Here is a 21,463-nt window from a genome sequence, read left to right on the forward strand (position 1 = left end):
TCAGTTTATTTATTTCAGGCTGTCTTTATTTAGCATCCTCCTATAAATTATTACTACAAATATAAAATATATAAACATGTTTATGGCGTAGGCCAAAGTGCTTCCTACGATGCCTATGCGGGGAATTATTAAATACGCATTTACAATGGCAATAACGGCTATTAAAACTTCGGCAAATATATATTGCTTAACCTGCTCTTTCATCATAATAGTTATGGCAAAAAACCAAGCCGTAACACGCAAAACATCGCCTATAGCTTGATACAAAAACAAATCCCGCATCCCTATAAATTCATATGTAAAAAGAATGGAGATTATGGAATCGCGCAGTAAATAGATAAGCAAACTGCCCAATGCAACAAGCGGAAGAATTTGCTTAAGGGAAAGTTGAATTACGGAATGCAAAGCCTTTACGCCCAAGGTTTTTGATATCTTGGGCAAAACGTATAAGCTCAGGGTTGTAATAATTATCGAGATATACGTATTGGATATCTTACCTATACCATCCCACCAACCTGCCTGGCTTAATGAACAATACTCAACCACCACATTTCGGGTGATAATTTGCTCCAATGGCGTTAAGCTTGAAGCCACAAGCAACATTAAACCAAAATTGATTAAGCGTTTGCTAATAACTTTTGAGTAAACCAAGCGCCTAAACGAAGGCAAATATTTATGTATGAAACAAAAAGTTATAGCACTTGTTGCCAGGCTCGCTATGTATAGCGACCACAAAGCGCCTTGCATTCTGTAAAAATATATGGCTGGCACTGCTATTAAAAAAGAGGTTATGCCATTTATAATATTCAGATAAATATATTTATTATATACCTGCAGACCGCTGCAAAAGGCGAGTAATAGGTTATTTATAGCCGTTGTAAATATTAGAACACCAGAAGCTCTTACAACAGCAGCATATTTAATATCGTAAAATAAGGTAAACGCGATTTTATTGCCGAATAAAAATAAAAACAGCGTGGGAATAGTTGTAAGTACAATCGTAATTATTAAAGCGTTATGCACAATGAGTTTTTGTTTTGCCTTTGAATAATCAAAATGGGCGGTAAGCTTGGTTACCCCGTGCATAATTCCACCGTTAGCCATGTTGGTGCCAAACTGGATAACATTATAAAACTGACTTAACAGCGCCATTCCGGATGCACCAAGAAAAACTGATATTATTTTTATACTTAAAAGTCCGGTGATTAATTTTACAAGTACCTGAAGCGAATTTTTGGCAGATACCTTTATTAATTCACTATTTATGTAGGAGTGAATTACCTTTTTAATAAGTAGTATTATCCGCCTCATTGTTATTCTTATATTTGCTGTGCCCAAAAGTCCAGATACCTTTTTGCTACTACCCGCGAATCGTGATGCTTAACAACATAAGCTCTGTTTTTAAGCGAAAGCTCTTTCAATTTGGCCTTGTTATCCAATAAACGTTCAAATACTTCCATCATAAACCTCTCGTCCACATTTAAATCGATGATGGGTTTGTTTTCTGTTTCGCCTATCAATCGATATATCTCTTCGTCGACCCCACTCGCCACAATTAAACCTTTTGATTGTGCAATAAGGCCGTTGAGTCCGGGTTCATAGGAATAAAGCTGATCGCATAGCACATGGGAGCTATTGAGCAATTTTTGGTATTCGCTGAATGGAACCGATTCTACTACCGTAAGTTCAACATCATTAGGATATTTTTGCTGCAAATCCTTAAGTACGCGATATATCACATCCGTACCTTTTTGCACTACCCGCCCTTTCATCATTCCCAAAAAGAACTTTATTTTTTTAGTGTCCTTTTGCAGGGTACTTACATAAGGATGCTGCTCAGTATCAATGGCCAGGGGGATAAAAGTTATTTTGTTTGGGTATTTATCTTTATAGGATAAGTAATATCCCACGCCCGAAGCTATGATTCCTTTGGCATGAGTTGCAACACGCTTATTCAATGCGATTTCCGAATTATCGTTGACTATGTTTTTCAATGTTCTGATATTCGGGTCGTCTTGCATGGCGGGTGTATGAAAAACCGAATACTTTAACTTGCCGCTAAGGTCATAATTAATATAATTAGCATCCATGCCATGCGCGCCTAAAAATATATTAGAATTAACGCGCTTAAGATAACTGAAAATTGTACTGTTAAAATTAGGTGTAGCACACAAAAACTTTGGGCAATTAAGTTGTACCACATCATAACCCGATAATTTAGGTAGTGCTTTTAACACCTTAGCCAAAAAATAATTGCGATGTTTGTCTGTGTTTCGCGACAAATCGATATCGCGTGGATAGTTTTTCCATAAATCACCGTCCGAAGCTACCGTAACATCCACTCCATGCTCGCGCAGGCCCCTTGCCAGGTTTTGATGCATGCCGCTAAATTCGCCTAATAAAAGTACTTTCATCATTTAATTAACTATTTATCTCATCTATTTAAAATCAGATTATTAACCTTGAAACTCTTTGATAATTGCTTGCTATATTACTTCCAGTTTGTTTCTTTAATGATTTCTGTGCTTTCATCGGGATATGGAACCATCTTATTTGTTGCTTTAAATAGGGGCAATTGGGCACCCACCTTTCTTAAATAGGCACTTAGTTCCTTGGCAAGCGCTTGGGTTATCAATGGGTTTTTAGCCGCTAAATTGATGTGCTCTCCAATGTCGTTATTGATATTGAATAGTTCGAAACTAGTATCGGTATAATAATAAATCAGCTTCCAATCGCCTTTGCGGATGGCACTGTAGGTACCTATTCCCGGGCCCGAAGGGCCCCAGTTGTTGGGATAGTGCCAAAACAAAGGCCTGCCCCCATCGTCCGCGCCATTATCTTTGAGCTTATCAACAAAGCTTAGTCCGTCGATGGGCTGACATTCGCCATCTAATTGTTGTACCCCGGCTATTTGCAGTATGGTGGGATAAAAATCTTCAATTATCAGGTATTCGTTGCACTGCGATTGAGGCTTCACCTTACCCGGCCATTTTACTATCATCGGCTCGCGTATGCCCCCTTCGTGTATTGACCCTTTTCCGCTCGATAGGGGGTAGTTATGCGTGTGTTTTTCGCCCCCACGCCCAAGTGCGCTCAATCCACCATTGTCCGACATAAACAGAATTACGGTATTATCTGATATACCTTTCGCTTCTATATAGTTCATAATATCACCCAGGCTTTTATCCATCCCTTCAATTAACGAGGCATATTTGGCTTCGATAGGGTGCAACCCGGCATCCAAATATTTTTGTTCAAATCGTTTATCGCCCATAATAGGGGTGTGCACTGCATAATGCGCCATGTATAAAAAGAAAGGTTTATCCTCCTCAACAGCTTGTTCAAGCGCCCTTATGGCCTTTTGAGTGAGTGCTTCTGTTAAAAAAACCTCCCTTCCGTGAAACTCCTCCAAACCAGGCACATCCCATACTGAAGATTTATTTTTTGCATAGTTATGAATGCCCAAATAACTGGCCGGAGCACCTGCGGCATGGCCGGCAATATTAACGGTAAAACCAATATTGGTAGGGTCAGAAGCCTTTGTGCCTGTGGCGCCAAAGTGTGCCTTGCCACAATGAATGGTAGTGTAGCCGTTCAACTGCAACACTTTTGGTAGTGGTTGTGAAGTGTAAACCGCATTTTCAAGATCCTTGTCGACACCGATGCCGTTTACGTTCCATTGTGGAATACGCAGGCCTTGGGGTGGATTTACCTGCATAGTATTTTTGTGTAAAGTCCAGTTGGTTACGCGGTGGCGCGCAGCATTCATGCCCGTCATTAAGCTAACACGGGTAGGCGAGCAAACAGCGCATGCATACGCTTGGGTAAATTTCATGCCCTGCTCTGCCAAACGTTCCATGTTAGGAGTATGGTAGCGCTTGTTAAAATGGGTTTTCTCGGTCCAAAAAGGTACCGATGTGTCCTGCCATCCCATGTCGTCCACCATAAACAATATAATATTCGGTTTATTCTGCTTTCCGTTGGTACATGCTGTTCCAATTAAAAAGCCCATGACGAGGCTTATAAATATTGTTTTTCTATACCACATATTGTTTTGTCTTTTTTTACAAACCCTAAACGTAAGTTCAAATGTATAACGTTACCGTGTGTATTATATTTTGTGGGCTAAGTGCTAATCCAGGGTAAACATATTACAAAAACATTTTAATATACGCCAGGCTGCCCAAGTGCCCCCACCAAAGGTAGCACCCTTCTTTTGTTAACGATAAGCGACAAACAAAAAAAGCGCTGCCGGGGCAACGCTTTTTTTGTTTTGTTGATATTATTTTTAAAACTTCATTTCGCCTTCGGTATATTGCTTTACCAACGACATAACGGCCTTAGAGCAGCCCTCTGCCCCACCCTGATATGAGAAAACCAGACTATACACTTTTGATTTTTGGCAAATAAATTCAAAGGCTTCATACATTTTTCCACCTTCGTAGTTGCTTACTAACATTTTATCACCATCATACAGCTGCATGATCACTTTTTCGGAGTTACCGGCTCCATCAGTAGTGTTAAACTTGTAATGGCTTCTGCTGTTTAGTATAACACTAAACTTAACATAGCCGGTTTTGGTGTCTTTTTTAACGTTCGTAAGGTCTATGTTAAAGTCTTTAATATATTGAGCATCGCCCATTTCTTTCAGGGCTTTTTTCAGTAAATCATCGCCACACTGAGCATCGGTTGTTGTGTAAACAACAGAAAGCATGAGCAGGGCTAATATTAATATTTTTTTCATGTGTGTAAATTTTAAATTCAATTTTTCCGTTCAGGCTATATACACTATTTACAAAACAATAAAATCGCGTAAACTGGTAATCTCGGCAATAATATTATCGATCTGCTCCGGAGTAATTTCAACGTGGCTTATTTCGTCTTGCACGATTATAAGCGTACCGTTACGTTCTATCCTTTTAGGCTCGCCAAACTCGGTGGTAATTTTAACATCCGCATAAGCCTGTTTAAGCTGTTCCATGCGTGTAACCATTTCGGCAAAGTTTTTATCGTGGCTATAGTTTTCCAGAATAATCAGCAATATGTCAATAATATCCTTTTGCTCGCCTAAGCGGTTAATTAAATCCGGATTTTTGGTTTCTTTAATTACGTTACTTGCGATATAAAGACCCTCTACCCATGCGCCCGTAACAATAAGGGTACTCACATGGCTTCGGTTTTGGCTGCGTAAGTAGGCATCCATTTTGTTAAAACTGTTTACCGATACTTCCATCAACGAGTCGAGGTTACTGCTGTTACTGGCCATTTTTTTAAGGGCTGCAAAGTCAAAAAACTGACCTACCTTGATTCCCTCGGCCAATTCTTTTACCGACAACAGGTAGGATACTACGATAGTACTTTTATCGAAGGTATTGATGTATCCCAAATCGGCACTGAACACACCTAGGTTGAGTGCTCTTTTAAAGCTGGTGTTATAATCACCTACTTTATCGGGTTTATTGAGCATTTTTTGCGAAAAGTCGGCACCTGATTTTTTAATAAGCGATGCCATCTCTACCGGAGAGGAGATATTTTGTATCACATCGCCGATAATATCTTCGGATAGTTGTAAAGGGGTGTTTTCATTAAGTGCAGAATCCGACAACGAAAAATCGCTATTGTTACCTGTTTTATCTTTACCCCCATTTCCCGAGCACGCCGAAAAAAATAAGATTACACCAAATATAGCTGTTGTATTAACTAGTTTTTTTAACATATTGTTGGTCATTTAAAAATTTAGACTGTTGATTTATACTTGAATCCCATTAAAAGGTTACTTTTTACGCTGTTTTAATTCGCCAAAATACTTAAATGACTTTCGTAGCAAGTCAAAATATAGCACAGCATAAAGCAACAAGGTAAATATCCACACCACCGTAATATTAAAGCCTAAAGTTTCGAAATATTTTCCGGCAAAAAACTTTTTAGGTGCAAAAAAATGGGTGCGAAATTGAAGTGCATGCTCGGGTTCGGGCATTTGGTATATGGGATCCACGTTTTGAATGAGCTTATCTCCCTCGCGCAGTATTTTGTTTTTCTCGAACACTTTACGCACTATATCCGAGATGCTTTCGTTAAAATATTTATTTTTTACATCGGTAAATCGTTCTTTGCCATATTTATCCATTGCCAGATTTATCATCCGCTCTTTTTTAGTGGTAGCCTCAACAAAGTTACGGCTATAGTGCTCTTTAAGCTTACTGATGTGTTGCGCAACGGAGGCTGCCACTTCATTGTTAAATCCGTTTACACTTAAATTATCCGTTGCACTAAACGATATATCCTTAACTCTTTTATTTTCTTTTAAAAGTTCATTTTTTAGCAAGGCCAAATCTTGCTCAAATTCCTTACTCTCTTGCGGAGAAGCATTGCCATTAATATAGTTCATGCAGTTATCCAGTACATCCTGCAGCTCCTGGAAGTAATAAACACCTTTAAAATCACTGGCACTTTCCTGCTGTTCCACATCAAAAAACAACTTTTTAAATTTGTTATTTTTATACTGCTCAACAATTAGTCCTTCGTAAATCCATCGCGAAGGCATTAGCTCCGCTATCCAGGGCACCTTATCGGCACTTGCAATATCGCGGTTTAATTTATCAAAGGTAAACATGGCACCCCCCAATACCATTTGCGGTATCATTACCAAGGGTATAAGGATGTAGATAGTTACGATGGAATTAAACGAAGCCGACAAAATGAGCCCCAGAATATTGGCAAAAGCTGCAACAGAAAATAAGGCCAACCAAAAGTCGAAATACATACCCTTAATTCCCAGTACGGTATTGGCCACACCCACAAAAAGCGCCATTTGAACAGCCGATATGGTAAAGAGGATTAGTATTTTAGACACCAAATAACTGGAACGTGATAAGTTAAGGAACGATTCGCGCTTAAGTATTTTGGCGTCTTTGAAAATTTCTTCGGCACTTACAATAAGGCCAAAAAAAAGCGCCACCACGATACCCATAAAAACATAGGGTGGTATGTTTTCGTTGTCTCGGAAGATATAGGTATTCGAATCCGGATCAACAATATATCTTATTAAAAACGCCAGAATAAAACCCAGCACAGGTGCTTCCAATAAATTAAGCAATATATACTGCTTGTTAGCTACTTTGGCATAAAAATCACGCAATGTATAAATCTGAAACTGCTTTATCCATTTGGGTATGTTCAACGATTTTGGAGGTTCTGTATCGACCTCTGTTACACGGGGTATTTCGATGTTTTGCTTATAATATTCGTTCCAAACCTCGGGCTTGGTTTTTCGGCTATTGGTATAGTTACCATATTCGTCCAATACATTGGCATCTATAATATTAAATACCATTTCGGGATTCAGGTTGCCACATTGCGGACATTCGCCCTGGTCACTGTTTATCTGTTCGTCTAACTGTTTAAAATAGATAAGCGACTCACCAGGATTACCATAATAAACAGGATAACCACCGGTATCCAGGATAAACATTTTATCGAACATCTTATAGATGTCGGACGAGGGCTGATGAATAACCACAAATATTAACTTGCCCTTTAGTGTGAGCTCACGGAGTAGGTTCATCACGTTTTCCGAATCGCGCGAGGACAGGCCGGATGTAGGCTCATCAACAAACAATATAGCGGGTTCACGTATGAGTTCTAAGGCAATATTTAATCGCTTGCGCTGGCCACCGCTTATCATTTTATTTAAAGGGGAGCCTACCTTTAGGTTACGACGTTCAAAAAGACCAAGGCTTTGCAGGGTGTCATTAACCATGCCGTTAATCTCATCTTCGCCTTTATCTTTAAAGCAAAGTCTGGCGTTGTAATAAAGGTTTTCGAATACGGTTAGTTCTTCTATCAGAAGGTCGTCCTGCGGTATTAGCCCTATAACGCCTTCGAGCTGATCTTTTTCTGTATGCAGATTGGTACCATTGATGCGCACCTCACCTGTGCTTGGTTTTTCGATACCTGAAAGCACATTAAGCAGCGTAGTTTTACCGGCACCGCTGGCACCCATTATACCAACCAGTCGGCCATGCTCCTCAGCCAAGTTGACATCGCGCAAACCAATGCCCCCATTTTTAAAAGTGAATCCGAGTTCATCAACAATATAGGATATTTTTGCCATTGAAGCATCGCTCATAAAGCGGCTTACCACATCTGTATAGTAGATAGGTGCTCCCACCGGAAACTTAAGAAAGCTACCCTTGGGGAAAAGGTATATTCTTCGTTGATTTAGTGTAAGTCCGTTTAAAAATATTTCTTGGGCACCGGTATATCGTAAAAAATAGAGATCGGCACTTTTTACCCGTAAAATAAGGACACTACCGTCGAGTCTGCCGGTTCGAATATGCTGCCTCTGTTGGCCCTTTTCCTCATTGGAGTCGATAACCATGAGGTTTTCGAAGTCGAGCTGATCGAGATTATTGTTTACTACAAAAGCTTCAATGTTCTTTTTTTCGTCCTGTGGTAAACGGAATACATCCGCGGCCGTGTTAATAATGGCCATTCGCTGATCGGTAAATCGTCTGTCGGCATTTATCAGCTCGTACATCCTCACCAACACAACAACTTTTTGTTCTTTGTTGAGCTGCTTATTAATTTTTTTACAAATACCCAATATTCTTACCGAATCCTTCATGGAAGTAAGTTTTACCTTACCCTCATCTTTATCGGCTTTTCCCTTTTTATCTTCGGCATGTTTCTGGAACAGGACAAAATATTCTTCTGCAGCCTCTGCACTTAGCTGAGCCTTCAAAAAGCTTTTTACATATTCTATCTCCGTGTCCCTTGCACCACCATCCTGCTTGGCTATAAGGCCAAACAGCTGCATAAGGGCTTTTAATATTTCTTCACTCATTTGTAAGTAGTATCAAAATATAAGTAATGAGTATTTAGATATGAGCAGTTTTTTGACTTTGAACACAGGCTTGTTTACTGCTTACTTCATTCGCATGATCCCATTTGATTCTAACCAATCTTAATCGGTATACGCTTCGTACTCAAAAGGTATTTCTACAATATCAGCATACTCTTCGCCTGCTTCCAGCATATCCTCTTCTTCTTCGTGGTAGTGCCAAATAATTTTCACTTGCTTTCCGCTTTCCACTATTTCTTCGAACTTTAAAAGAATGTCCAGAATAATTTTTGAAGAGGCTGTATTAAAATACTCCAGTTTAAAATCGAAATTTGTTTCTTCATTAGGATCTTCGGCATACCCATCTATCCAATCCATAATAGGCTGATAAAAAAGGTTTACATCTTCGGGAAGCGAGCGTCCGGAGAGCTCAAATTTACCGTTGTTTTTGTCGAGAATCACGTTAGGAGTATCGTCTGTTCCTTGAATGTTGATAACTTCCATAGTTACTTATTTTGTATATTTGGTATTTATTTTCGTTTAATAGTAGAGGTTAATATAAAGAACGAGACCTGGTCGTTCAGTGTTTTAAACTGGTATCCCAGTGTACTGCCTGTTTTTTTGGCAATATCGATAAGCCCCAGCCCGGCACCTCCTTTATCGGAGAATTTACCTTCGCGCATTTGGTTTTTATATAGTTCAGACAGGCCCTTTTTATCCAATGAGTTAACCTGTTCAAGATTCTTTGTAAGGCCTTCCACTTTGTCGTTTTTAATTACATTACCTGTAATTATATTATAACTGTCGTCGCCTTTACTAACCATCACTATTCCTCGTCGTTCCTCCCCTTCTTCGTCGCCCAAAGAGTCGGCATGTTTGCTGATATTTTGCAAACACTCTACCATTACATTAAAAACTTTTCGCTGCACTGCATTTGACTCTTCGCTTTTAGCGAGGTTTTTTTCAGTAAGCGAAGTAAACGTTTTGGTAATTTCCTGGGTCACCTCTCCCTCATAAACCAAACTAATTTCATTGGTTTTCATTGTTTGATACAGCTGGTAGGCAAAATCCAGGAAGCTATGGCTATCAATAGTATTTCCCATCTTTTAAAAAATTATTTTTAAATACATTTACAATTCTATTCCTATTAATAATACGTCATCCACTTGCTTTTCGTTACCCATCCATCGGTAAAAATCTTCCGAAAAATGTTTTTCGAAATGGGCTATGGTAAGTCCTTCTCTTTCTGTCAGGGCTTCTCTGATACGTTTAGATTGATATTTACGTCGTTTTTCTCCACCTATCTGATCCGGTAATCCATCGGAAAAGATAAATATTTTATCCCCACTCTGATAGGGTATTACGTGATTCTCAAAATCTTTTTCGACCTTTTTCAATAGCGGTTTACCACCAATGCCCTTGCGGGTTCCTTTATATTCAATTAATTCTCCGTTACGAAGTAAATATAATGGGTTGTGGGCACCCGCAAACTGAATAATCTTTTTTTCTTTATCTATTTTACACAGAGCCAAGTCCATACCATCGCGGCCATTGTTACCTTCCTCGTATTGCTTTAGTGTGTTACGAACGCCTTCGTGCAACATATCCAGAATTTTAGCGGCCCCAAAGTTATTATCGAGGTTTACAATGTTGTTTAGCAAAAAATAGCCAATAAACGACAACAAAGCACCCGGAACACCATGTCCTGTGCAGTCTACGGCTGCCACATAAAAAGTTTCATCTTTTTTAACAAACCACGGAAAATCTCCACTAACCACATCTTTAGGACGGTAAAATATAAAGGAACGCGAAAAATGACGCTGAAGAAAAGAAGTGTCTGGCAATATGGATGTTTGTATCCTTTGTGCGTAGTTTATACTGTCGGATATTTTTTTATTCTTCTCCTTAATTTCCTGTTCAATCTTTTTTATCTCCGTCATATCGTGGGCTACAAACAGCACGGACTCCAGCTGCTTGTCGTCGTCAAATTCGGGAATAGCCTTGATTTGCATTATCCTTTCGCCTTCGGGACTTGTCATTTCCACCTCATCAATAATCTGCTCTTGACTACTTTTAATTTCTACAAGGACCTCATTCACAAATTCCAGAAAACGCTGGTCTATTTCTAAGTCGTCAATTCTTTTTTTGGTAAGTTCTCCCTTGTCAATCCCTATAAAATTAGACACCACAGGATTGGCATATAACAATTTACCCGTGGTGTTGATGCGTAAAATCATATCCGGCGAATTTTCCGAAAGCGATTGCATCTTACTTTTCATGCGTTGTTCTTTCTCTACTCGGAATCGTTCGGTTATATCCTGGGTATTAAATATGATACCGCGGATAGCCGGGTCGTGCAACAGGTTTTTCCCTTTGGTTTCAAGGTAAAGCCTCTCACCCGATTTTTTCAGATAGGCATACTGTGCTTCACTTTCGCCACCCGGGGTTTGCAATAGGTAATTAAATAAGTTGTTGATGGCCTTATATCCTTTGGGCGTCATCAGCTCAGGATCCATACCCTGGATGTCCTCATCATCTTTGTAGCCCAGGATACGCTTTGCCGATGGACTTTCAAACACCAGGTTTTGATTAGCATCGTAAATCGAAATAAATTCCGAAGCATTGGTAAGTAATGCAACCAATCGCTTATGTCCATTTTCTACCTCCTGCACCTTTGTTTCCAGCAATTCGTTAGACTGCTCCAGTTCTTCCTGGGCAATCATCATTTCCTGTGCATTCTGCTTAAGCTTCTCCTGATTTTGCTGTAAAGTAAGCGTCATCTTTTGCGACTCTTGCAGCAGTACTTCGGTTTTTGCATTTATTTTTTGGGCATAAATTGTACGACCTATCATACTACCCAGCTCTTCTATAAAGCTAGTTTTATATTCCGGTAATCTGTTATGCAAAAAAGCTACCTCTATAATTCCCTGCAATTCTTCCTCTTGCAGCAGTGGTAATATAACCAGGCTTTTGGGTTTGGCATCATTTATTAATCCGGAGGTTACCGTAAAGTAATCGTCAGGAATTTCGGTACGGTATATCATGGCTTTTTCAAAAGCCACCTGCCCTACCAAACCACAACCTATGTTGTATTCCTGGTTTACATAGCGCCTTCGGTTAAAAGCGTACGTGGCTTTATTTATCAATTTATCGTTATCCAAAAGATAAAAAGCACCTTGAACACCATCGGTATAGTTTATTATGGCTTTTACGATTTGTATTGAGAGTTCATCTATATTACGATAGGTGCGCAACACCTCATTTATTAACTCTTTACCTTTGGTTATCCACTTTAATTCTTCTTCTCTTTTATTAGTACCTTTTAAATCACGTGCCAGTTGTAAGAGAGATGAATCGCTGTATTCGAGCTTCTCTATTTTATCGTACTCACGGTTTCTAATTAATTCTGCCACCTTAACATTACTCTGCAGCTGTAACTTTAATTCATCACTCCTTTGTTTTTCTCTTTTCTTAATTTTACGAATATAATTAAGGGTTACTGTTGCACCCATCCATACACAGGCTATAAGTCCATCTACAAACCAAACCAGCGCGTTGCTATGGATTTGCAAGATTGTTGCCATAGAAAACGGTAGTTTATTCAAATCTGCAAAACCTGCCCACGACAGCAAGTAAACCAGCATCAGGAGTAGGACCAGAAAAAAACGTTCCTGCTCTTCTATCCATGATAAGTTGAGATATTCCTTTGTATATTTTTTTATTATTTTGGCAGGCATTATTTCATTTTTATTATTGAAACTACCATTCTACATTAAAGTTCCACTATACTTGCAATGCTTTTATTCAGTTGAGGCCAATGCTTGTTCAGATGCATATTGGCAAAACCGGCTACTTCTATTAAGCCTATACAGTTATTGTTTTTTACAATAGGTAACAAATAAATATTACAGGGCTTGGATAATCCCGATCCCGATTCTATAGAGAAATAATCCTGGGGTACATCATCTATGCGCCTGGCTGTTTTATCTGCCACTGCTTGCCCATTTAGTCCCTCTCCACAACTAAAATCGCCGGGATGAAAATCACTACTGAGCCCGTAGCTGCCTTTTACGGTAAATTTATCAGAAGGTTTGTCATAAAAGTAACAAATACCCAAACCAAGCTCATAAACGGTGGATATTTCAATTAATAGCCCATTAGCTAAATCGTTTAAATCAGTACAATTGCTTAGTTTATTGATGATTTGGGTGGCTATGCTGTTTATATCTTCGTTATCGCTCATTTTGTTTTTGTGTTGGTTGCTTAACTCTGCAATTGTGCTCTGCAAACGTTCAATTTCCTGTTTATGCTGGCTGCCGGCTTTTTTTGTTTGTATTTCTGTTTCTTCTTTTTGTGCCATCGTTTCTTTTAACAGCCTGTCGGCCACATAAACCAGTGATAAAAACAATGCAAAAGAAATAAATTCGAACACAAAATATTTGGGCATCAACTGCGCATGGCCAATGAAAAAATACTTTGCTAGCGCAAATAAAAAAGCTCCACCGGCCAAATAATATATTTTGCCAATTGTATTTTTGCTCATAGATGAAAAACTAAAGATTATTTAAAAAATCAATTATCCCCTGGGGCGATAAAATCTGATCAGGAGTAAACAATTGCAATACCGCTTTGGGCATTGTTTCCATATCGCAGGTTGCAGGATCCTGCACAATAGTATAGCCATTTTTGTCATATACCTGTTTCATCCCTGCGGCACCATCTTTATTGGCACCGGTGAGCATTATACCCACCATTTTATCGCGAAACACGGTAGCAGCCGACGAAAATGTATAATCAATAGAAGGCCGCGAATGGTTCAAAACATCTTCTGTTGACAAGCTTATAGAAGCATCAATTTCGATAAACATATGATAGTTGGAAGGAGCCAGATATACATTGCCCGGCTCGATACGATCCTTATCAAACGGTTCAATAACGGGCAGCTTAGATTTTATTTGCAATCCCTCTAGTAAGCCTGTGCGTAAATGCTTTAGTCTATGCATACTAATGATAATGGGATATTTAAAATCCGCTTGAATATGAGACAGTATTTTTGACACAACTGAAAAGCTTCCGGCGGATCCGCCAATTACAACCGCTTTGCATGATGATATTTTTTTTTGGTGCATGCTTACCTAGTTTTACATTACGCGATATATTTGTTCTTCCTTATCGTATAAACTAAAACACCGCTCATTTACCTTGCTTATTTTTTCCTTTATACCCAAAACCAAATATGCTCCTTTTCCTAAACATTGATGCAGATATTTTTCGGCTGCACATTGCCTCGTACCATTATAATAAATCATCCGATTTCGAAAAAAAGCTATACTAATATTAGCTGCCGGAATCTGGTTAAAATAATTACCGTGCAAAAATTCTACGTTTTTTAATAAACGCATATCTATTCCTAAAAAACCATCTTTGTCGGTAAAGTAATCTTCGAAATTACTATCCAACTCCAGGCGCCTAAAGTTCTTTTTGTCAATCTCTATCTTTTTACTTTTTATTTTTCCACTCTTTATTTCGTTTATTCGTTGAATACTGCTAACGTTGCAAAATATCTTAGCTTTAGGTATCAGTTTTTCCTCTTCTAAAATAACAAGCAGCGAAAACAGTTCATGCGCCGATACTAAATCCGGAAACCAGAAGGATAAATTATCGCTCATGGCAGGCAGTAGTTTTACGCGTAGTGTACGCCAAAAAGACGGACCTCGAAACATTTCGCTGTCATTTACCGGAAATGTATAGCAAAAATCATCAATTACTTCACCCGATTTTATTTGCTGAATAAAAACATCTGTTTTTTTAATATTTAACGTACTGTAAACAAAGGCAAACCTACGCCTTAGAAATGAAAAAGCATAATTACTATAATCCACGTTAAGCCGGTTCGATAGTGCTGCAGTAATTTCCCTTATATCTTTAATGCTGGGACTAATAGACATGATTACTTCTCTGATAAGTGAAAAATATTGCTTTTGGTATATACCATACCATGTTTTACAAAACGCGTTTTAATAAAACCATGTAAGGCTTCGTGCGAACCTAAAATGAGTACACCTCCATCGTGCAGTTTATCAAAAAACTTTCGTAAAATTTTAAGTTGCAGGTCGGGGTTGAAATAAATTAATACGTTACGGCAAAAAATAATATCGAACTTGTGATAAAAAGGAATCTCCTGTGCGACCAAATCGTGTTTTTCAAATTTTGGAATACGGGAAATAAAATCCCTTACTCTAATGGTATCCAATTCTTTATCTACATCAAAATAATGTTCAAAAGGTTTGGCTTTAGGCTTTATTTTGCGCATTAACTGATCGTACACCTCTATATATTTGGCATTAAACTGAAAGGTATACGCTGCATCTTTGGCCATTTTAAGCACACGGTTATTAATATCGGTAGCCACTACATTTGCTTTGCTTAGCAATTGCATTTCATTTAACAAAATAAGGTTTGAATACACCTCTTGCCCTGTAGAACAACCGGCATGCCAAATATTTATCTTTTGCTTTGATTTTAACCTTGGCATCACCTCGGTATACAGATATTCCCATATCTCCTGATTACGGAACAGCTCGGTAGTGTTTACTGTAATATCGTTTACCAATTGTTCTACAAAAGCCACATCTTGTTTCGCTTTTGTAAGCAGACCTTTGAGGCTCAAACCATTTTCTGTTTGAATTTTATCAATTCGTCTTTGTATAGAGTTGTCGGAATAATCGCAAAAATCATAGGGTGTATTCCTGCTTAACTCCTGTAAAAAATCTTTATGTGAAATATCAGTCACTCAGTTAATTTTAAAATATTGTAGTGCACTTTATTTTTTTTGTTCACCTAAAGCGGCGTGCACAATGTTAATACTTATCCTAAATATTGTTTTTATCGGGTTCGGACAAGCTAATCACAAGTCCTGTTATTGTAGTTAAAACAACTCTACCTCAACATTTTGAATAAAAGCGGTAAACGACCAATCCTCTCCTACTTGTGCCTCGGAAAGAAGGAAGAGTACCGGAATATCATCTCCAAATTTATTTTTGATAGGCACCTCTTTTCGTTCGCCGACTATTTTAGCTTCGCCACTTGTAATGTACGCTTTAACAAAAGGATCCTTTTCCATCGTTTCGGGCGAGAACAGCATAGATATATGATTCCCGAGCACTTCGTTTCGGGTATAGCCCCAAAGCTTTTCGGCTGCTTCGTTAAAGAACTCCAGTATACCTTCTTTGTTAATAGTTATTATGGCATCGAGTGCACCTTCAAGTGTTTTCTCATTTCGTATTTTTACGGCTTCTATTTCTTTAAACTGTTCTTTCATTTCGTCACGCGCCTGTTCCAACAGTTTACCCAACTCCTCCTTGGAGCTCTTCATCTGCTCTTCCATGTACACTTGCTCGGTAATATCGTTTTCCAAACTTAGTATTTTAACTATATCGCCCTGGTTATCCATCACCGGGGTGTAGGTTGTCAGTAAAAATATTTCATCACCAAGTTTAGTTCTGCGTCTCACTCTACCTTTAAAATTTTGCCCTTTCTTTAGATCCTGCAATATTTTAGTCAGCTCATCGCTCTCATCGTTAAAGAAGAATATCTTCAGATTTTGGCCTTCTATCTCCGAAGCCTGATATTTAAATGTTTCCAGAAAAAGTTGATTGACTGAGATGAGTGTACCGTCGGTTTCGAACTCACAACTGATGGCGGAATTATCGATGGCTTCTAAAATACCTTTGCGTTCTACCTCGCGTCGATCTGATTCCTCCTGTGTGGCCTGCATTTCTTCGAGGTTTTGCCTTAGCTCTTCCTCCTGCTGCGACATTTTTTCGGCTTGTATTTGTGTTTCGTGCAGCAGCTTGGTAGTTTGTATGTTTATCTGTACGGTTGAAATAGTAGTGGCAATACTTTCGGCCGTTTTTTCCACAAATTCAATTTCGTAGGGTTCAAACTCATTAAAGGAGGCCAGCTCAATAACACCATATATTTCGTTATTTACCTTTAATGGCACAATTAGGATGGCCTTGGGGTTGGCCTGCCCCAATCCCGAGGTAATAGTAATGTATTCATTGGGTACATCCGTAATATAAATGGTTTGCTTTTCGATGGCACAACGACCAATGAGGCCTTCATCGAACTGTATTTGCTTGTTGGCAAACTTTTTTCTATCGAAAGCGATACAGGCTGTCAAATCAAAGTACTTATCACCGTGCGTATTGTTGAGCAAGAAAAAGCCACCCTGATTGATTTTTAAATAATTAACCATGTAGCTTATTATATTATAGGACAGTTCTTCCAGGTTATCGTTATTTTTACGCAGTATTTCAGCAAACTGAGCCAAACCCTGCGTTACCCAGTTTCTTTGCTCCTCTTGAATTTTTCCCTGCTCTTGCTTATTTCTGTTTTTAATCAGATAGTCGCGCAATTTTAAAAGCGACTTGCTAAGAAGGTCCTTTTTTAACGAATCCAAATTAACATTATCAAGGTTACCCTGTCTGAGGTTATTGATAAACTTTAAAACCATATCGCCTCTGCGGGCTTGCGCTTTAATATATTTATTTTGTTTTCGGACAGTATGAACGAAGCGCTGGGCTAAAAAATAACCTGCAACACCAGTCATAGCGGGCAACATTATTAACACCCACATGCCGGGAAACAAATAAAACATATCGGCAATAGTTCTATTGGATTGCATAAACACGTGCGAATTTAAGTTAGTTAAAACCACAACAAGTAAAACCACTAATCCGAACAGGGTACCTCCAAAAGTATATTTTCCTGTAATACGCGACAATTGTATCTTTTTCACAACGTTTATATTAAAATAATTGTATTGAAACAGTTTTTCTCAACAAGTCTGATATGAATAATTATTGCTTAGCTGTTCTCATCTTAATAAAATTGAAAAACCCTATTATTTGGCACAGCTGCGCTCGCATGCTATTACTGATTATTACCAGTTTTTTAATGCACCGTATACTCCAATACGATAGAACCCTGAAAAGGGTTCATCTTTTTAAGGGTTAATTATTCAAAAGGTAAGATTTAATGGTTATGTTAGGACGGGAGTATAGATTTGGCCATTGTACAGTTTCATTTAACCCGCTATCCCTATGGCCCTTGCAGTGTCCAATCAGATAGTAGGCGCTCGTACATTTAAGCTTTATAGAGCAGTATCTCCAAACAGGCTTAATACCTGCTGCCTGTTACTTTTTTTTCAACATGTAAGGAGCTATTTCGCTTAGCGCCATAATCTTATCCACGGCACCTAACTTAGCCGCTTCTTTTGGCATTCCGTACACCACCGAGCTGGCTTCGTCCTGTGCAATAGTATGAGCACCCACTTCCTTTAACTCCAACAAACCTTTTGCCCCGTCGTTTCCCATTCCTGTAAGGAGTATGCCTGTTGCATTAGAACCGGCATAGCGCGACGCGCTACGAAAAAGCACATCTACCGAGGGGCGGTGTCTATTTACCAATGGCCCTTCTTTAACTTCTACAAAATATTCACGGCCCACTCTTTTAAGGAGCATATGATAATTACCCGGAGCTATTAACACCCTGCCCTGATACAGCTTGTCGCCATTTTCAGCTTCCTTTACTTCGAGTTCGCATATATTGTTGAGGCTGTTGGCAAACGATTTTGTAAATCCTTCGGGCATATGTTGTACAATGGCAATACCTGGCATTTTATCCGGCAGGTTCTGTAAAAATTGACGTATAGCTTCGGTGCCTCCGGTTGAAGCTCCCAGCACTATAATTTTTTCTGTTTGACCTATGCGGTCAGAAGCCGATGCTTTATCTAAAATAACGTCGGCGGAGTATTTTGGCCTAACGCCCATAAACTTGCGCTGCCGATCGTTTGTTACCCCCTGCTCCGTACCAGGAGAAGTAGGGCCATAGCTTTTCTTGCGCAAAAGCTTAACCTGGGAAGCTGCCTTAACGGCATCACAAATCAATATTTTTGATTCGTTGATAAATTTGGCCGCATTCATGGCTGGCTTGCCAATTATTTCTGATGCACCGTACTCTAGGGCCTTCATAGCCACTTCGGTACCTTCAGTAGTTAAAGAGGATATGATGACTACCGGAATGGGGTGCTGCGACATGATTTTTCGTAGAAAGGTCAAACCGTCCATGCGCGGCATTTCGATATCCAGGGTGATAACATCCGGAACCTCTTTCATAATTTTTTTTACCGCTATAATAGGATCTGCTGCGGTATCCATCACCTCTATTTCCGGATCTGATTCTAAAATGGACGATAGACTCTGCCTTACCACTGCCGAATCATCGACAACTAATACCCGTATTTTTTTCATCCTCATAGAACAAGAATATAAAGTAGCTTTTACTTAGTGCTTTTTATCTAATAATTTATGCCTCACCTCACCTGTATCCGTAAAAAATATTATTTTTCGACCTCTGCTACCACCAGTACTAGAGGCTACCACGGGAATTTTTCTTTCGTCCAGCATCAGGTGGGCGATTCGGATATTTCTTTCGCCAATCATTGTTTTAGCATTACCCGTATGCATAATCTCGCCCCCACCAAATATTTTTGCCTGTAGGTTTTCGCTCTTCGACCCCAAAAAAAGCAATCTATCGATTAATTTATCAATGGCTATGTTGCCATATTTAGGGGATGCCAGATCATTTCCGTTCCAGGTGGGCAACATAAAATGATTTATCCCCCCGATTTTTAATTTGGAGTCCCACAGACATACCGCCACGCAAGAACCCAGGATGGTTTTAACAAGGTGAGGCTCCTTGCTTACAAAAAGTGAAGAAGGATATAGAAAATGTTGTAAATAATGGTTCATTTATTTATCCTTAAAAAATATCATCCTCCTCGTCAAAGAAAATATCGTTTCCTTCGCCACTAAAACCGTCTACAATGTTTTTTGATTCGGGCACGCTAACGGTAAATGTAGAGCCCTCCCCTTTTACACTTTCAATTTCAATTTTACCACTTAGCACGTCCAACAATGCTTTTGTTATAGACAGTCCCAGTCCGTGGCCTCTGTTTATTGAATTGATGCCTGTATCTAACCTTTTAAAACGCTGAAAAATGGTTTGCTGATTTTTTTCGGAGATACCGGTACCAAAATCCTGAACCGACAACTTTAACACATCGTCATCGTCTAACCACACCGACAAAATAATTTTGCTATCCTTATAACTATATTTTAAGGCATTGTTGATTAAGTTGCTAAGAATTAATTTTAGTTTCTCGGAATCGGTTTTAAAGTAAAAGTTTTTACCAAAGCCATGTTCAATATTAAACTGAATATCGAAAGAGATACCCATTTTACGTGAAATAATGTTGAAAGAATCCATCACGTTTTGCAGCAAAGTTCTGATGTTAACCTTGGCTACATTGGGCGCTATTTCACCTGCCTCTATTTTTGCTGCCACAAAAATATTTTTTAGCTGAAAATCGAGGTTAAAAGCCTCAGAGTGAATCAGGGCTACCATTGAAACCACTTTTTTCCAATCCTGTTTCTCAACAGACAAAATGGCTTTTGACAAACCTAAAATTGAAGTAAAGGGGTTTACTATTTCGTTTGAAATATTGGATATGAAATGACTTTTAAGTGCTTCCGAATCCTTCAATTTTTTTGAAACATTTTGCAACTCCGATGTCAGATTGCGTATTTCTTTTTCGCTCGTTTTACCGAACTCAAGCCGCTGCCTTAGTTCTTTGAGTAGTTGTCTGTCTGATAAATTAGTCATTATTGTAGTTTTGTGCGATTATACTTTTCTAAAAATAGTTGGTTTAACATGTTGTAAGGGAACCTGCATGCCCGTAAGGGACTCCGAATGGCCAATAAAAAAAACACCACCTGGTTTTAAATAAGCACTTAATTTATTTATCACATTCTCCTGTGTTGACCGATCAAAATAAATTAATACGTTACGGCAAAATATCACATCATACCTTTCGTTTATCATTGAATAACTCGGATCCATAAGGTTTAAATATTTTAAACTCAAGTTATGCTTTAATGCGGGCATTACCTTAGCCGTTTGGTTTTCCTTATCCTTACTTTTGAGTAAATACTTTTTTTTAAGCTCCAAAGGTACTACATCTACTTTATCAATAGCATAAACCCCTTTTGCGGCTTTCCTAAGTACGTTATGCGATATATCGGTACCCAGTATTTTGTACGTAAACGAGGGTTCCCCCAATTTGTATTCGTTTAATATCATGGCTATGGTATAAAGCTCCTCGCCACTGGAACAGCCCGCACTCCAAATTTTAAAAGGTTCTTTTTGCCCACTTTTTGTATAATCAGGCAATACCTTTGTTTTTAAAAAATCAAAATGTATGGGCTCTCTGAAGAAATCGGTTTTATTGGTTGTAACTACATTTAAAAAATTAAATATTTCCTCCCGATGCCCTTCTTTACTGAACAGGTAATCCTTATACTCACCGTACGATTTCATACCTAAGTGCTTAATCCTTTTAAGCAAACGTCCCTGCAACATAATGCGTTTAACGGGTGGCATTTTAATACCAAACTCGCCATATATAAATTGGCTAAAAGCGGCAAAGTCCTGCTCCGAGAGCTGTGCTTTAAAGCATTCCAACTCTTGCGGATTTGCATTTATGTTAGTATACAC

18 protein-coding genes are annotated in these 21,463 nt (G+C 38.8%); all 18 read right to left on the reverse strand.

From position 1 onward, the window contains the following. Positions 1–9: 9 nt before the first annotated feature. On the reverse strand, positions 10–1,311 hold the full coding sequence (locus tag FN809_RS06910; RefSeq protein WP_142532776.1) for an O-antigen translocase: 1,302 nt from the start codon (positions 1,309–1,311) through the stop codon (positions 10–12). A gap of 8 nt (positions 1,312–1,319) precedes the next feature. Next, a complete protein-coding gene (locus FN809_RS06915; RefSeq protein WP_142532777.1) occupies positions 1,320–2,417 on the reverse strand; it encodes a glycosyltransferase family protein in 1,098 nt (365 codons plus the stop codon). A gap of 74 nt (positions 2,418–2,491) precedes the next feature. Further along, a complete protein-coding gene (locus tag FN809_RS06920) occupies positions 2,492–4,012 on the reverse strand; it encodes a sulfatase (protein WP_246095507.1) in 1,521 nt (506 codons plus the stop codon). Positions 4,013–4,288: 276 nt separating this feature from the next. Then, positions 4,289–4,744: a hypothetical protein gene (locus tag FN809_RS06925; protein ID WP_142532779.1), complete on the reverse strand. Its 456-nt coding sequence runs from the start codon at positions 4,742–4,744 to the stop codon at positions 4,289–4,291. Positions 4,745–4,792: 48 nt separating this feature from the next. Further along, complete coding sequence (locus tag FN809_RS06930; RefSeq protein ID WP_142532780.1) at positions 4,793–5,716, reverse strand: hypothetical protein; 924 nt, start codon at positions 5,714–5,716, stop codon at positions 4,793–4,795. A 57-nt stretch (positions 5,717–5,773) separates the two neighbouring features. Further along, complete coding sequence (locus tag FN809_RS06935) at positions 5,774–8,845, reverse strand: ATP-binding cassette domain-containing protein (RefSeq protein WP_185957487.1); 3,072 nt, start codon at positions 8,843–8,845, stop codon at positions 5,774–5,776. A 120-nt stretch (positions 8,846–8,965) separates the two neighbouring features. After that, the gene (locus tag FN809_RS06940; protein WP_142532781.1) at positions 8,966–9,346 is read right to left on the reverse strand and encodes a DUF1987 domain-containing protein; all 381 of its coding nucleotides are present in this window, start codon (positions 9,344–9,346) and stop codon (positions 8,966–8,968) included. A 26-nt stretch (positions 9,347–9,372) separates the two neighbouring features. Beyond that, positions 9,373–9,945, reverse strand: coding sequence for a SiaB family protein kinase (locus FN809_RS06945; RefSeq protein WP_142532782.1), 573 nt, complete (start codon positions 9,943–9,945; stop codon positions 9,373–9,375). Between the two features lie 27 nt (positions 9,946–9,972). Then, positions 9,973–12,579, reverse strand: a complete 2,607-nt coding sequence (locus tag FN809_RS06950) for a PAS domain S-box protein (protein ID WP_142532783.1) — start codon at positions 12,577–12,579, stop codon at positions 9,973–9,975. A 35-nt stretch (positions 12,580–12,614) separates the two neighbouring features. Then, entirely contained in the window at positions 12,615–13,385 is a 771-nt protein-coding gene (locus FN809_RS06955) for a GAF domain-containing protein (protein ID WP_142532784.1), read from the reverse strand. Between the two features lie 10 nt (positions 13,386–13,395). Further along, a complete protein-coding gene (locus tag FN809_RS06960; RefSeq protein ID WP_142532785.1) occupies positions 13,396–13,971 on the reverse strand; it encodes a chemotaxis protein CheB in 576 nt (191 codons plus the stop codon). 12 nt (positions 13,972–13,983) lie between these two features. Beyond that, complete coding sequence (locus FN809_RS06965; protein ID WP_142532786.1) at positions 13,984–14,790, reverse strand: CheR family methyltransferase; 807 nt, start codon at positions 14,788–14,790, stop codon at positions 13,984–13,986. 2 nt (positions 14,791–14,792) lie between these two features. Further along, positions 14,793–15,635, reverse strand: a complete 843-nt coding sequence (locus FN809_RS06970) for a CheR family methyltransferase (RefSeq protein WP_246095509.1) — start codon at positions 15,633–15,635, stop codon at positions 14,793–14,795. Between the two features lie 135 nt (positions 15,636–15,770). Further along, positions 15,771–17,645 (reverse strand): PAS domain S-box protein, encoded by a 1,875-nt coding sequence (locus FN809_RS06975; RefSeq protein WP_246095511.1) that lies wholly within the window; start codon positions 17,643–17,645, stop codon positions 15,771–15,773. A gap of 397 nt (positions 17,646–18,042) precedes the next feature. Then, on the reverse strand, positions 18,043–19,158 hold the full coding sequence (locus tag FN809_RS06980) for a protein-glutamate methylesterase/protein-glutamine glutaminase (protein ID WP_142533147.1): 1,116 nt from the start codon (positions 19,156–19,158) through the stop codon (positions 18,043–18,045). 33 nt (positions 19,159–19,191) lie between these two features. Then, positions 19,192–19,659, reverse strand: a complete 468-nt coding sequence (locus FN809_RS06985; protein WP_142532787.1) for a chemotaxis protein CheD — start codon at positions 19,657–19,659, stop codon at positions 19,192–19,194. A gap of 10 nt (positions 19,660–19,669) precedes the next feature. Continuing rightward, positions 19,670–20,572, reverse strand: coding sequence for a sensor histidine kinase (locus tag FN809_RS06990; RefSeq protein WP_142532788.1), 903 nt, complete (start codon positions 20,570–20,572; stop codon positions 19,670–19,672). Between the two features lie 18 nt (positions 20,573–20,590). Next, positions 20,591–21,463, reverse strand: a complete 873-nt coding sequence (locus FN809_RS06995; protein WP_246095515.1) for a CheR family methyltransferase — start codon at positions 21,461–21,463, stop codon at positions 20,591–20,593.

It is taken from the genome of Saccharicrinis carchari, assembly GCF_900182605.1.
GTDB classification, from domain to species: Bacteria; Bacteroidota; Bacteroidia; order Bacteroidales; family Marinilabiliaceae; genus Saccharicrinis; species Saccharicrinis carchari.